The sequence below is a fragment of the Stappia sp. TSB10P1A genome, assembly GCF_900185725.1.
Classification (GTDB): Bacteria; Pseudomonadota; Alphaproteobacteria; order Rhizobiales; family Stappiaceae; genus Stappia.
The window spans coordinates 13,432-27,594 of sequence record NZ_FYAU01000003.1 but is presented as its reverse complement, the minus strand read 5'-3'; the positions used below and the strand labels follow the sequence as shown (position 1 = coordinate 27,594).

12 protein-coding genes are annotated in these 14,163 nt (G+C 70.0%); 6 read left to right on the top strand and 6 right to left on the bottom strand.

All coding sequences use genetic code 11. The features are described from left to right. Positions 1–26: 26 nt before the first annotated feature. From TSB10P1A_RS00410 to TSB10P1A_RS00395, 4 genes are all read right to left on the bottom strand, one after another. Complete coding sequence (locus TSB10P1A_RS00410; protein WP_186385924.1) at positions 27–2,090, bottom strand: S8 family serine peptidase; 2,064 nt, start codon at positions 2,088–2,090, stop codon at positions 27–29. Positions 2,091–2,429: 339 nt separating this feature from the next. Then, complete coding sequence (locus tag TSB10P1A_RS00405; RefSeq protein WP_186385923.1) at positions 2,430–3,191, bottom strand: Bax inhibitor-1/YccA family protein; 762 nt, start codon at positions 3,189–3,191, stop codon at positions 2,430–2,432. 255 nt (positions 3,192–3,446) lie between these two features. Continuing rightward, positions 3,447–6,029, bottom strand: coding sequence for an ABC transporter permease (locus TSB10P1A_RS00400; protein ID WP_186385922.1), 2,583 nt, complete (start codon positions 6,027–6,029; stop codon positions 3,447–3,449). Between the two features lie 2 nt (positions 6,030–6,031). Continuing rightward, positions 6,032–6,748 (bottom strand): ABC transporter ATP-binding protein, encoded by a 717-nt coding sequence (locus TSB10P1A_RS00395; protein WP_186385921.1) that lies wholly within the window; start codon positions 6,746–6,748, stop codon positions 6,032–6,034. A 115-nt stretch (positions 6,749–6,863) separates the two neighbouring features. On the opposite strand from TSB10P1A_RS00395, the gene TSB10P1A_RS00390 reads away from it, so the two are divergent. The 4 genes from TSB10P1A_RS00390 to ppa all read left to right on the top strand — a co-directional run bounded on the left by TSB10P1A_RS00390 (position 6,864) and on the right by ppa (position 10,141). Then, entirely contained in the window at positions 6,864–7,499 is a 636-nt protein-coding gene (locus TSB10P1A_RS00390; RefSeq protein WP_186385920.1) for an arylesterase, read from the top strand. Between the two features lie 131 nt (positions 7,500–7,630). Continuing rightward, complete coding sequence (locus tag TSB10P1A_RS00385) at positions 7,631–8,683, top strand: aldo/keto reductase (protein ID WP_186385919.1); 1,053 nt, start codon at positions 7,631–7,633, stop codon at positions 8,681–8,683. Positions 8,684–8,872: 189 nt separating this feature from the next. After that, a complete protein-coding gene (gene thpR / locus TSB10P1A_RS00380; protein ID WP_186385918.1) occupies positions 8,873–9,466 on the top strand; it encodes an RNA 2',3'-cyclic phosphodiesterase in 594 nt (197 codons plus the stop codon). Between the two features lie 138 nt (positions 9,467–9,604). Then, the gene (ppa, locus tag TSB10P1A_RS00375; protein WP_186385917.1) at positions 9,605–10,141 is read left to right on the top strand and encodes an inorganic diphosphatase; all 537 of its coding nucleotides are present in this window, start codon (positions 9,605–9,607) and stop codon (positions 10,139–10,141) included. A gap of 101 nt (positions 10,142–10,242) precedes the next feature. Here the strand turns inward: ppa and TSB10P1A_RS00370 are convergent, their stop codons facing one another. Further along, entirely contained in the window at positions 10,243–11,025 is a 783-nt protein-coding gene (locus TSB10P1A_RS00370; protein WP_186385916.1) for an alpha/beta fold hydrolase, read from the bottom strand. A gap of 199 nt (positions 11,026–11,224) precedes the next feature. Between TSB10P1A_RS00370 and TSB10P1A_RS00365 the strand changes: the two genes are divergently transcribed. Then, positions 11,225–12,154: a sugar kinase gene (locus tag TSB10P1A_RS00365; protein ID WP_186385915.1), complete on the top strand. Its 930-nt coding sequence runs from the start codon at positions 11,225–11,227 to the stop codon at positions 12,152–12,154. Between the two features lie 76 nt (positions 12,155–12,230). Then, positions 12,231–12,860, top strand: coding sequence for a L,D-transpeptidase (locus TSB10P1A_RS00360; RefSeq protein ID WP_186385914.1), 630 nt, complete (start codon positions 12,231–12,233; stop codon positions 12,858–12,860). A gap of 85 nt (positions 12,861–12,945) precedes the next feature. Here the strand turns inward: TSB10P1A_RS00360 and TSB10P1A_RS00355 are convergent, their stop codons facing one another. After that, on the bottom strand, positions 12,946–14,130 hold the full coding sequence (locus TSB10P1A_RS00355) for an adenylate/guanylate cyclase domain-containing protein (protein WP_208986979.1): 1,185 nt from the start codon (positions 14,128–14,130) through the stop codon (positions 12,946–12,948). Positions 14,131–14,163 lie beyond the last annotated feature (33 nt).

The window sequence follows — 14,163 nt, the reverse complement described above, 5'->3', positions numbered from 1 at the left end:
CGGAACCGGGAGCCCCGCAGGGCTCGTCAGAACTTGTAGCCCATGCGCGCGGCCAAAGCGTGCGAGCGGGCGCGGGCCCGGTACTCGCCCGAATAGGTGAGGGCGCCGGACAGGCGGCCCTCCATCGCGTCGACCTGCAGGCCGGCCGACAGGCGGGCGATGTCGCGGCCGACACGGGTGCCGGTGGCGGTGACCGGCGCGCCGAGCATGGTGGCGGTGCGGGTGTCGCCGAGCGAGCCGAGGGCGCGGGCATAGGCGACATCGACCACCGGCGTCAGCGTCGCCGCCGCACCGAGCGGCAGGGCGGGCGCGGCAACGCGCACACCGGCGCCGGCATCGAACTGGCTGCGGTTCGCCGACGGTGCCGAGAGGGCGAAGACGCCGGCCCCGGTCTCGTTCGACGCGCCCAGCCACTGATGCACGAGGCGGGTCTGCAGGTAGGGCTGGATGGTGGTGCCGACGGTCGCGAAGGTCATGCCGATGCGGGCATTCGACCAGGCGCCGATATCGACCGACTTGCTGGAGCCGGTGAAGGGCACGGCACCGCCGGCGCCGGCGATCGAGTTGCGGGTGCGGCGCGAGTCGAAGCGGCTGAGGCCGCCGGCCGCGTCGGCGAAGAAGCCGCCGGCCGAATAGCTGCCATAGGCGACCGCATGCAGCGCATTGGCGCGGGCGGTGTTGCCGCCGCCCTGGCTGTTGCCGGAGGTGAAGCCGACACCGAAACCGCCGCCGATGCCATTGCCGAGGGTGACGTCGATACCGGAGAGCATGCCGCCGGTGCGGCTGATGCTGCCGGGGGTGGCGCCGTGGGAGGAGATGCTGGAGTAGCTGCCGAGCATGGAGCCCCACAGCCGGTAGCCGGCATCGGCCGTCGGCGCGCCGCCATGGGTGGAGACGCTGACCGTGCCCGGGGTCGCCTTGCCGGAGCCATGCGCGGCGGCAAGGTCGGCGATGGTGCCGGCGATCTGCGACATGGTCGCGGCCTGCGCCATCTGCGACTGGGTGAACACCGAGGCGGTGGCGCCGTTGCGGGTCGAGGTCAGGTTGTCAAGGTCGAGCAGGCCCCAGCCATATTCGGCATCGATGCCGGCTTCGCCGACGTCGCGGGCGGTCGCCAGCACCAGTTGCGCCAGGTCGGAGGCGGAGGCGTTGGGGAACATCTCGCGGGCGATCGCCAGCGCGCCGGTGACATGGGGCGCCGCCATCGAGGTGCCGGACAAGCGGACATAGCCGCCGGTGTTGGAGGTCGAGTAGATGCCGTCGGCATCCTGGTCGTCGCCGCCGCCGGGCGCGGACAGGCACCAGGCCATGGCGACGCCGCAGCGGTTGGAGTAGTTGGCGAGAGTGCCGTCGCGGCCGACGGCGGCGACCGCCAGCCAGTTCGCCCGCAGCTCGGGGAAGAGGTGGGGCAGGGCCGGCTCATAGGCCGCGCCGGGCAGGCCGTCATTGCCGTTGGCGAAGACCATCACCGCGCCTTCGGCGGCGGCGCGGCGGAAGGCGGCGAGCATCAGCGGATTGTCGTTCTCGAAATGCGACCGTACGCCCTCGAGGGCGGGTCCGTCGGCCGGCATCATCCCGTCGCTGCCCCACGAGTTGTTGAAGAACTCGATGCCGTTGTCGAGGCCGTAGCCGATGACGGCGGCGACGGCGCTGTCGAGCAGCGCGGCGTCGATGCTGCCGTCGTCCCTGGCGATCTGCAGCGAGGTGACCCGCGCGCCCGGCGCGACGCCCATCATGCCCTCGCCATTGGCGAGCGCGGCGATGGTGCCGGCGACATGGGTGCCGTGGCCTTCGCCGTCCGTGGTCGTCGGCGCCAGGGTGTAGCCGTTGATCGACAGGCCGCTGAGATTGCCTTCGAGATCCGGATGGCCGGAGATGATGCCGGAATCGACCACGCCGACATTGACGCCGCGGCCGATATAGCCGCGCTCATGGGCGATGCGCGCGCCGGTCATGATCAGGCCCCACTGGGCGTCGTACTCGTCGGCCTGCGCGGCCGGGACGGCGAGGCACAGGGCAAGGGAGAACAGCGGCAGGCGGGAGATGGCGGCACGGCGGGTGCCGGCAAGTCTTCTGGTAACGCTCGACATTGGATCCGTTCGACCTGAACTGGGGGGAAGATGAATGACTTCAGATAACCCCGCCGCGCCGCGCCGCGTCAATCCGGTTCGGCGCGAAAAGGCGAAGGATTCCGAGAGGAAGCCGAAGAAATGGACGCAGTGGCGGCGGCGGCGGACGCTCTGCAAACCGCCACCGGCTTTCGCCCGGCACCCGCCCGGCACCCGCCCGGCACCCGTCCGGCACCCGCCCGGCACTCGCCCGGCACTCGCTCGGCACTGGGCAAACGACGTTGCCGACGCCCTCGCAAACGAAACGGGCGCGGCTTTCGCCGCGCCCGTCGATGTCCGCTTGTGCCTGAGGATGCGCGATTATTCGCGGTTGCCGAACAGTTGCAGCAGCATCAGGAACAGGTTGATGAAGTCCAGATACAGGCGCAGGGCACCCATGATCGACTTCTTCTTGGCAACCTCGGAGCCGTCGCCCGCGTAGTACATTTCCTTGATCTGCTGGGTGTCGTAGGCGGTGAGACCCGCGAAGACCAGCACGCCGATCACCGACACGGCGAACTGCAGCGCCGAGGAGGCCAGGAAGATGTTGACCAGCGAGGCGATGATGATGCCGATCAGGCCCATGAACAGGAACGAGCCCCAGCCGGACAGGTCCTTCTTCGTGGTGTAGCCGTAAAGGCTCAGCGCGCCGAAGGAGGCGGCGGTGATGAAGAACACCCGCGCGATCGAGCCGCCCGTGTAGACGAGGAAGATCGTCGACAGCGACAGGCCCATCGCCGCCGCGTAGATCCAGAAGGTCGTCTGAGCGGTGGAGGCGCTCATCGACTGGATGCGGAAGCTGAGGAAGAACACCATGGCCAGCGGCGCGAGCATCACCACCCACTTCAGCGGGCTGAGATAGATCGCCTGGCCGAACGGGGTCAGCGCCATGCCGCCGGCGGTCTGGTCGATGGCGAAATACACGGTCGCCAGCGCGGCAAGGCCGGTGATGGCGAGGCCGAGGGCCATGTAGTTGTAGACGCCCAGCATGTAGGCGCGCAGGCCCTCATCATAGACGCCGGCCTGTGCGTGTGCGCCGGCCGCAGCGTACCTCGTGTTGGAATTGCGGTCGAAGGTCGACATCGAAATCCTCTCTATCCGTTGAAACGGTTGCCCTTTTTGAGGGCGGTCCCCCGGCCGCGCCGGACGCCTCGCGGCCCCTTTGCGCAACCTCGTGAAGTCATGCAAGCGCCGCTGTTCGCGCCGCTCGCACGCACGTCCCCCCGAATATGGGCACAAGCCGCCGTCCCCACAAGGCATAATCGGCCCGGCCGACATTACCGTTCTGTCATTTTCCGGCAGAGGGTTACCCGCCGCGCAGGCGCGGTCCGGCGCCGGCTAAAGGTTGCGCAGCACCGGCGCCGGCTTGCGCCCCAACACCTGCCAGGTGCCCACGAGGCCGAAGCCGACGGTGAGCACGAGGGCGGCAAGCGCGGCGCCGAAGGCGGTCACGGGCAGGAAGGCGAAGCCCGCATTCATGATCTCCACCAGCACGAAGGAGGCGGCGAGCGCCCCGGCGATCACCGCAAACGCGGCGGTGACGAGGCCGAGAATGGCGTATTCCAGCGAGAAGCTGGCGATCAGCCGGCCGCGGGTTGCGCCCAGCGTCTTGAGGATCACCGCGTCGTAGACCCGGTGCCGGTGACCGGCGGCGAGCGCCCCGCCCAGCACCAGCACGGAGGCGATGAGGGTGATCGAGGCGGCGGCGCGGATCGCCACCGCGAGCTGTTCCACGAGGCTGTTGACCTGCTGGATGGCGTCCTTGACGCGCACGGCGGTGACGGTCGGGAACGCCTGCGACAGGGTCTTGAGCAGGGCCAACTCGCGGGCCTCGCCGCCGCCGTCGGCATAGGCGAGGGTGCGCAGATGGGTGTGCGGCGCGCCTGCGAAGGTGTTGGGCGAGAACACCATGACGAAGTTGATGGCGAGCGATTCCCACTCGACCCTTCGGAAATTGGCGATCTCGGCGGTGATCTCGCGGCCGAGTACGTTGACGGTGATCGTGTCGCCGATCTTCAGGCCGAGCCCGGCGCCGGCGCCGGCCTCGAAGGAGACGAGCGGCGTGCCGTCATGGTCGGGCGCCCACCAGGTGCCCTCCGTCAGCTCCGCGTTCGCCGGCCGCTCGCCGGCATAGGTGACGCCGCGATCGCCGTTGAGCACCCAGCGGCCGCCCTCGGGCACTGCGACCTCCTCGCTCGGCACGCCGTTGACCGCGGCGATGCGGCCGCGCAGCATCGGCGCGCCGTCGATGGTGGCGCCCGGCGCCTCGCGGGCGAGCAGGGCGTCGAAGGCCTCGCGCTCCGACTGCTGCACGTCGAGGAAGAAGAAGCTCGGGGCATTGGCGGTGACGGTGGTGCCGAGCTCGCGGCGCAGGTTGCCGTCGATCAAGGCCAGGGCGACCAGCAGCGACAGGCCGAGGCCGAGCGAGAGCACGACGGAGGGGGTCAGCGCGCCGGGCCGGTGGATGTTGGCAAGCGCCAGGCGCAATTCGGCGCCGCGCGGATGCGGCAGGCGGCGGGCACCGGCCATGATGCCGCGGGCGATCAGCGTCAGCAGTACGAAGACCACCGCCGTGGCGCCGACATAGGTGAGCGAGATGCGCAGGTCGCCGGACAGGGCGACGGCAAGGCCGGCGAGCACCAGCACGGCGGCGGCGGTCGCCGCGAGGTAGCGCTTGCGCGGCCAGGCGCGGGTGGCGGAGGCATCGTCGCGGAACAGCAGGCTCGGCGGCACGTCATGGGCGCGGCCGAGCGGCCACAGCGCGAAGGCAAGCGCAGTGAGCCCGCCATAGAGCACGCCGAGGCCGAGCTCGGCCGGATAGACCGAGGCGATCGCCTTGATCGGCAGCACGGCGGCGATGAAGCCGGCGGCAACGAAGGGGATCAGCGCGCCGAGGACGAGGCCGGCGGCGATGCCGAGGCCGGCGAGGCAGAGGATCTGGATCAGATAGACGCGGAAGACGAAGTCGCCATCGGCGCCGAGGCAGCGGAAGGTGGCGATCACCGGCCGCTTGGCATCGAGATAGGAGCGCACCGCATTGGCGACGCCGACGCCGCCGACGACCAGCGCGGTGAGGCCGACAAGGGTGAGGAACTGGGCAAGGCGGGTGATGTTGCGCTGCAGGCCGGGGGCGGCCTCGGCGCGCGACTGCACCCGCCAGCCGGCGAGCGGGAAGCGCCGGTTGGCCTCCTCGGCCAGCGCCTCGACCGCCGCGGAGGAGGTGCCGGCGGGCAGGCGCACCCGGTAGAGCCAGCGCACCAGGCTGCCGGGCTGGACGAGGCCGGTCTCCTCCAGCGCAGCGTCCGAGGCGATCATCCGGGGGCCGAAATTGATGCCGTCGCTGAGCCGGTCGGGCTCGGCGGCGAGCGTGTCGGCGATGCGCAGGCTGGCGCGGCCGAGGGTGATCGTGTCGCCCCGCTCGAGGCCGAGGCGGACCAGCAGCTCCGGCTCGACGACGACGCCATGCACGCCGTCGCGCGGCGCGAGCGCGCCGGCAAGATCGCCGCCGCCGGCAAGGCGCAGCTCACCATAGAGCGGATAGGCGCCGTCGACGGCCTTGAGCTCGACCAGGGTCTGCTCGCCGCTGTCCGGCGCCCGCGCCATGCCGCGCAAGGTGGCGACGCGCGAGAGGTCGCCGAGGCTTTCCAGCCAGGCAAGCTCGTCCGGCTCGGCGGTGCGGTGGATCAGGCGGGCCGACAGGTCGCCGCCGAGGATCGAGGTGCCTTCGGCGGCAATGCCTTCCACCAGCGCGCGCGAGACGGAGGCAACGCCGGAGATGGCGGCGACGCCAAGTGCGATGCAGGCGATGAAGACATAAAAGCCGCGCAACCCGCCGCGCATCTCGCGAAGGGCGAAGCGAAAGGCGAGGCCGAGGGGCGGGCGGGCGCGGCGCTGCGACGGCGTGGGCAGGACACCGTGCATGCTCAGTCCTCCCCAGCGGCGGCGACGGGCTCGAGCGTCTCGATATGGCCGGAGCGGACGCGGATGGTCTCGTCGCAGCGACGGGCGAGCGCCGCATCATGGGTGACCATGACCAGCGTCATGCCGCGCTCGCGGGTGGCGGAGAACATCAGGTCGACGATCTGCGCGCCGGTGGTCTCGTCGAGATTGCCGGTCGGCTCGTCGGCCAGCAGCAGCGGCGGGCGGGTGACCAGGGCGCGGGCGATGGCGACGCGCTGCTGCTCGCCGCCGGACATCTGCGAGGGGTAATGGCCGGTGCGCTCGGCAAGGCCGACGGCGGCCAGCTCCTCGCGCGCGGCCTCGAAGGCGCGCGGCACGCCGGCAAGCTCCAGCGGCACGGCGACGTTTTCCAGCGCCGTCATGTTGGGAATGAGATGGAAGGACTGGAAGACGATGCCGATGGAGCGGCCGCGGAAGCGGGCGAGCTGGTCCTCCGACAGGTCCGTCAGTTCGGAGCCGCCAACGACCACCGAGCCGGTGTCGGCCCGCTCCAGCCCGGCCATCACCATCAACAGGGTCGACTTGCCGGAGCCGGACGGGCCGATGATGCCGACCCGGCGGCCGGCGGCGATGTCGAGGTCGACGCCCTTGAGAATGTGCACCCGGGCGGCATCGCGGCCGAGGCTGAGATGAACGCCGGACAGGGAGACGATGGGGGGCGGGACTGTTCGGTCGGTCATGCTCTGCCTATATGGTTGGGCCATATGATCGGGTCGACGTTGCAACATGCCGCGCTGCACGCAACCTTTCGCGATATGGGAGGTTACGCGGGGAGCGTCCAGAGGATCAGCCGACATGATACGTTTCGTTACAGTTTTTCTCGCCATGGCCGGATTGCTGGCCGCGCTGCCGGCGCGGGCCGAGCCGCTGCGCATCCTCGCGCTGGGCGACAGCCTGACCGCCGGCTACCAGCTTCCGCCCGAGGCGGCGTTCCCGGCGCAACTGGAGGCGGCGCTGAAGGCGCGCGGGCACGATGTCGTCGTGGTCAATGCCGGGGTTTCCGGCGACACCACGGCGGGAGGGCTGTCGCGGCTCGACTGGTCGCTGGGCGAGGGGGCGGACGCGGTGATCGTCGAGCTCGGCGCCAATGACGCGCTGCGCGGCCTGCCGGTGGCATCGGCGCGGGCGAATCTCGAGCGGATCGTCGGGAGCCTTGCCGAGCGCGGGCTGCCGGTGCTGCTGGCCGGCATCGCCGCGCCCCGCAACATGGGCGAGGACTATGTCGCCGGTTTCGAGCGGATGTATGCGGAGATCGCGGCGGACCACGACGCGGTGCTCTATCCGAATTTCCTTGCAGGCATCCCGATCACGGCCGAGACCGTGCTGCCGGACGGCATCCATCCGACGCAGAAGGGCGTCGCGATCATCGTCGAAGGCATCCTGCCGAAGGTCGAAGAACTGATCTCGCGGGCCGGCGCGGCGCGGGGCTGAGCGGGCACCCGGCGCGGCGCATCGGGGCGTGCGGGGAGAGGCCGGCAGACGGTTGACGAGGCGCGCTTGAGCGGTCAAGGTCCGGCCATCCTCCCGGTCTTCACAAGACACCGCAGCAGAAAGATCCCCCGATGCAAAAGCGCCGTCTCGGACGCACGGACATTCATGTCTCCAGCCTGTCGCTCGGCACGATGACCTTCGGCGAGCAGAACACCGAGGCCGAGGGCCATGCCCAGCTCGACCTCGCGCTCGACCGCGGCATCAACCTCTTTGATGCCGCCGAGCTCTATCCGATCCCGCCCAAGGCCGAGACCCAGGGGCGCACCGAGGAAATCATCGGCACCTGGCTGAAGGCGCGCGGCAACCGCGACAAGGTGGTGATCGCCACCAAGGTGGTCGGCCGCACCGAGAACACCTGGTTCCGCAAGGACGGCAGCGAGGGCCGGCTGACCCGCGCGCAGATCGAGGAAGCCGTCGACAAGAGCCTGACGCGGCTGCAGAGCGACTATATCGACCTCTACCAGATCCACTGGCCGGACCGGAACGTCTCCGGCTTCGGCTCCAACCCGACGATCTGGAAGGCGCCGGCGCCCTGCGACGACGAGACGCCGATCGAGGTGACGCTGGAGGCGATGGACCGGCTGGTGAAGGCCGGCAAGATCCGCCATCTCGGCCTCTCCAACGAGAGCCCCTGGGGCACGATGCGTTTCCTGGAGCTGGCCGAGCGCAACGGCTGGCCGCGGGTGGTGTCGATCCAGAACGCCTATAACCTGGTCAACCGCACCTTCGAGGGCGGGCTTGCCGAAATCGCCCACCGGGAACAGGTCGGCCTGCTCGCCTATTCGGCGCTGGGCCAGGGCTATCTGACCGGCAAGTACCGCAATGGCGCGCTGCCGGCCGGGGCCCGCAAGACGCTGTTCGACCGGCTGCAGCGCTACGAGAAGCCGGGCGCGGACGTCGCGATCAATGCCTATCTCGACCTTGCCGACGAGCTCGGCCTGTCCTCCTCGCAACTGGCCATCGCCTTCGCGCTGTCGCGCGCCTTCACCACCTCGGTGATCCTCGGCGCGACCTCGCTGGGCCAGCTCGAGCACGATCTGGGGGCGCTGGACCTTGCAATCACCGAGGAGATCGAGGGCCGGATCACCGCGCTCTACCAGCGCCACGGCAGCCCCTGCCCGTAAGGCGGCGGAAAGACGCGGCGGGCCGGCCCGAATCACGGCCGATCCGCCGCGACGGAGGGTGTCTGCTGCCGGTCGCAAAGCCGGCGTGAGGCGGAATGCCCTTGCGGATCAGCGCCTTGCTTTTTTGCTTGCGGTGCAGCGAAAAACCCGTCCTGATGAGAGCATGCGGCGACAGCGGAGGGTTCGATCATGCCTCGACTGTTCACCGGGCTTGAGATTCCGGCCCAGACCGGCCTCATGCTCTCCCTGTTGCGCGGTGGCCTGCGCGGTGTGCGCTGGATCGACCCGGAAAACTATCACATCACCCTGCGCTTCATCGGCGACATCGACGACCGCATGGCCGACGAGGTGGCGGACGCGCTCGACCGCATCCGCCGCGATCCGGTGGAGATCCGGCTGACCGGGCTCGGCGCCTTCGCCAACGGCAAGCCGCATGCGGTCTTCGCAAGGGTCGAGCCGACGCCGGGGCTGATGGAGCTGCAGGGCGAGCAGGAGCGCATCCTGCAGCGGCTGCGGCTGCCGGCGGAGCGGCGCAAATACGTGCCGCATGTGACGCTGGCGCGCTGCCGCACCTGCAGCAACCAGGACGTGGCGCGCTGGCTCGCCGAGCATGGCGACTTCTACGCCCAGAGCTTCACCGCCGCGCGGTTCGTGCTGTTCTCCTCCCGCGCCAGTGTCGGCGGCGGCCCCTATCTGGTGGAGGAGGCCTACCCGCTCGACCGGCAGGGCGGCGGCCACGGCCTGTCCGAGGGGGCAGCGCAGTTCGCCGGCCAGCACCGCTGAGCGAGACGGCGCGCGGCGGACGCAGCGGGGCGGCGCCGGGCGGCGCTTGGTCTTAAGTTGCAGTGCAACAAGTTCCGGCTTGCCTTTGGACACGGCGCTTGCGATACAGCCGCCAACAGCCAAAGAGGAGCCCCATCCATGCGTATTGACGCCGTTCCGATCGGAAAGAATCCGCCCGAGGACATCAATGTCATCATCGAGGTCTCGGTGGGCGGCGAGCCGATCAAGTACGAGATGGATAAGGAAGCCGGCGCCATGTATGTCGACCGCTTCCTCTACACGCCGATGCGCTACCCGGGCAATTACGGCTTCGTGCCGCACACCCTGTGCGGCGACGGCGACCCGGTCGACGTGATCGTCGCCAACCAGCGGCCGATCGTGCCGGGCGCGATCATGAACTGTCGCCCGATCGGCGTGCTGTTCATGGAGGACGAGGCGGGGCAGGACGAGAAGCTGATCGCGGTGCCCTCCAGCAAGCTGACGCGGCGCTACGAGAACATCGTCCATTACGAAGACCTGCCGGACATCACCATCCAGCAGATCAAGCACTTCTTCGAGCACTACAAGGACCTGGAGCCGGGCAAGTGGGTGAAGATCACCGGCTTCGGCGGCCCGGACGAGGCCAAGCGGATCATCGAGGAATCGATCGAGCGGGCCAAGGCCGCCAAGGCCTGAGCCGCCTGTCGCGCTGTTTCAGCCGACGACATTCGACATTCTAGGCCGCGTCCCACAAGGGCGCGGCCTTTTGCTTTTCCGGATCTCTTGGTCTCCGGGCGTCAGGCGCTGTCGCCGGTCTGGGCGCGGATGGCGCGGGCGACCTGCCGCGGGATCTCCAGATGCGGCATGTGGCCGACCCCGTCGAACACCTGCACGGCGATATCGCCGGGCAGGCCGCGCGCCTGGGAGACCGGCAGCACCCGGTCCTGGGCACCCCAGATCAGCCGCACCGGGGGGCCGAGGGCCGCGATTTCGGCGATCGGCAGGGTCTTCTGCTCCTTGCCGTCGAGCAGGGCCTCGACGATCTCGACGAGGGTCTCGCAGACGCCGGGACGGGCGCGGGCCTCCGCCGCCTGGCGCACGACGAGACGCGGCAGGTCGAAGCCGAGGCCGAAGAACTGCTCCAGCAGCGGTTCCAGTTCGCCTGCCTCGCGCGCCGCCGCATAGCGGCGCAGCAGGGCGGCGTTGATCTCGGGGCCGAAGCCGCCCGGACCGAGCAGGGTGAGGCTCGCCACCCGCTCGGGCGCCTTCAGCGCGGCGAGCGCGGCGGCCGCCCCGCCCATCGAATGGCCGACGAGATGGACGCGGGCGAGGCCCATCGCCTCCAGCGAGCCGAGCACGGCGCGGGCGGCGACGCCGGCGCCGCCGATCCTCGGCCAGCCGAGGGCGCGGCCGTGGCCGGGCAGGTCGAAAGCCAGCGTGCGCCGGCTCATTGACACTTCGCCCTGCAGCTCCGCGAAACCGCGCGCGTCGCCACCGAAGCCGTGCAGCAGCACCACCGGTTCGGGACTGTCCGGACCGCTGGCGGTGACGGGCAGGATCGAGGGCGGCAATTCGGACATGGGGCGTTGCTCCGCTGATGGGTCTTTTGCTCCTTGTCGCATGCAAGGCCTAAGGATGCGAGGGGGGATGCGAGGGGGGATGCGAGGGGGCAGGCGCCGATGCCGGGGAGGCGGGTCCGCCTTGGCCTTGCGCGGACTTGACAGGCGGGGGGAGCGCGTCGCATGGACTTAAATCGATTGAATTGACCGGAGTGGACCAGTGAGCGAGCTACTTTGCCTCGGCGAGCCGATGATCGAGTTCAACCAGACGGCGCCGGGCGGGCCTTACGTGCAAGGCTTCGGCGGCGACACCTCGAACGCGGCGATCGCGGCGGCGAGGCAGGGGGCGCGTGTCGGCTATGTCAGCGCGACGGGGCGCGACGTGTTCGGCGACCTGTTCGACGGGCTGTGGCGTGCGGAGGGCGTCGACACGGCCGGCGTTCTGCGGATGGAGCAGGCGCCGACCGGGATCTATTTCGTCACCCATGGGCCGTCGGGCCACATGTTCTCCTATCGCCGGAGCGGCTCGGCGGCGAGCCTGATGCACCCCGGCGACCTGCCGCTCGAACTGCTGAAGACGGCGAGGATCCTGCATGTCTCGGCGATCAGCCAGGCGATCTCGGCGAGCGCCTGCGACACGGTGTTCGCCGCCATCGAGGCCGTGAAGGCGGCCGGCGGGCTGATCTCCTACGACACCAACCTGCGGCTGGCGCTGTGGCCGCTGGCGCGGGCCCGCGCGGTGGTCGAGGCGACAGCGGCGATGGCCGACATCCTGCTGCCCGGCCTCGACGATGCGCGCCAGCTCACCGGGCTGGAGGCGCCGCAGGAGATCGCCGACCACTACCGGGCGAAGGGCGCCGCGCGGGTGGCGCTGACGCTCGGCGACAAGGGCGTGCTCTATGCCGGGCCGGAAGGGACGGAGATCATCGCTCCGCACAAGGTGGCGGCGGTGGATGCGACGGGGGCGGGCGATGCCTTCGACGGGGCGTTTCTCGCCGAATTCCTGGCCACCGGCGACGGGCTGGCGGCGGCCCGTCACGCCAATGCGGCGGCGGCGCTCGCCGTGTGCGGCTTCGGTGCTGTTGCGCCGCTGCCACAACGGGCCGAAGTCCTTGCCTTGCTCGCCAAACAGGGCGCGCGCGGCGCCTGAGGGACGTGTAGATTTTCTGCCGATTGCGAATCAGTCGGAGGGGCGGGCGGCGCGGCCTCCGGGGCGTGGAGGCGACATGCGGTTCTTTGCTGGACGGATCTTTTCTGGGCGGGTTTTTGCGGGACTGGTGCTGGCGCTCTGCCTGGCGGGCGGTGCGCCTGCCAAGGCGCAGACGGAGCAGTATTACGATCCGGTCAGCCGGAGCTGGCAGACCTACCGGATCACGCCGGAGGCGGCCGGCAAGATCGTCCGCGAGAAATACCGGCGCACCGAGGTGCGCTACCGCACCGACAAGGCGCCGGGCTCGGTGATCGTCGATACCCGCGACCGCTATCTCTATTACGTGCTGCCGGGCGGCAAGGCCGTGCGCTACGGCATCGGCGTCGGCCGCGAGGGCTTCTCCTGGGCCGGAACCGAGAAGGTGACGCGCAAGGCCAAGTGGCCGGGCTGGACGCCGCCGCCGGAAATGATCGTCCGCGAGCGCAAGAACGGCCGCAACCTGCCGGCCTTCATGCCTGGCGGACCGAAGAACCCGATGGGCGCGCGGGCGCTCTATCTCGGGGCGACCGAATACCGCATCCACGGCACCAACGAGGACTGGTCGATCGGCCGGGCGGTGTCGTCGGGCTGCATCCGCATGCTCAACGAGGATGTCGAGGACCTCTACGAGCGGGTCTCGGTCGGGGCGCAGGTCACGGTGATGTAAGACGCCGGCCTGCCGGGCCGGTCTTTCAAGGGGCGCTGCGACCGCAAGGTCCGGCGCCCTTTTCGCGTCCGGGGAGGGGCAGGCCTCACACGGGGGCGTGCAGCTCCACCTCCTCGCCGAAGCCGGCGAGCTGGAAGCGGCCGAGCGGGGTGAAGGCGTGCGGGGCGAAGGCGGCGATGTCGGCGGTGACGAGAAGCGGGCGGCCGAGCGTCTTGGTCATCGCCTCGATGCGGGCGGCGGCGTTGACCGTGCGGCCGATCACCGAGAAGGTCAGCCGCTCGGGAATGCCGATATTGCCGAACATCACGTCGCCGGAGGAGAGCGCGATGCCGCAGTGAAGCGGATGCTCGGTCGCCGCCTGCGCCCGTTCGATCTGCACCAGCACCGCGTCGGCGGCGCGCAGGGCGCGGCTGACGGCGGCATCGAAGCCGCCCGCCTCGATCGGAAACACGGCCAGCACCGCGTCGCCGATGAAGTCCAGCACCTCGCCGCCATGGGCCATCACCGTGCGGGCGGTGGCGTCGAAATAGGCGTTGAGATGGGCCATGTAGACGTCGGGGGCGAGACGGTCGGCAAGCGCGGTCGAGCCGCGCAGGTCGGAATAGAAGATCACCGCGTCGAGCCGCTCGCCGTCGCCATGGCGGATCAGGCCGGAGAGCACCCGCGATCCGGCGCGCGCGCCGAGATAGGTCTCGGCCAGGGTGCGGGCGATCCGCGACTGGATGGTGGAGCGGCAGGCCAGCGCCAGGCGGATCTGCAGATAGTCGAGCCCCTCGATGTCGTCGTCGGAAAAGCCGCCCTCGGCTCGCGTCGCCCAGGTGACGAGGATACCGGAGGGACCGAAATCCGCCGCGGTGGGCAGCTCGAACGGGGTCGACAGGATGAGATAGTCGGTGAAGCCGTCGGCCTTCAGCGTCGTCAGGATCGGGAAGTCGTCGGTGGCGGCATTGGCGCCGGAAAGATGGCGGCGCAGGCGCGTCTCGCGCGCCTCCAGCACGGCGCGGATGGGGCTTTTCAACCAGTCTTCGGTGTCTTCCTCGTCATGGCGGTACTGCGCGAGCTCGGCCTCCCGGCCTGAGCGCCACAGGACGGATTCCGCCTCGACCAGCGGATGCAGCGTCGCCCAGGAGAGCATGGCGCGCTCCACCGGTATGCCGGCGGCAACGAGACGCTCGCAGAAGCCGGAGAACATCTCGGCGATATCCGGCTGGCCGAGCGCCTCGCGGATCACCCAGTCCTCGATCGCCTCAAGCTTCGGATTGGTTTTCACGCTTCACCTCCAGGCCCGAGCCCCGCGCCACGA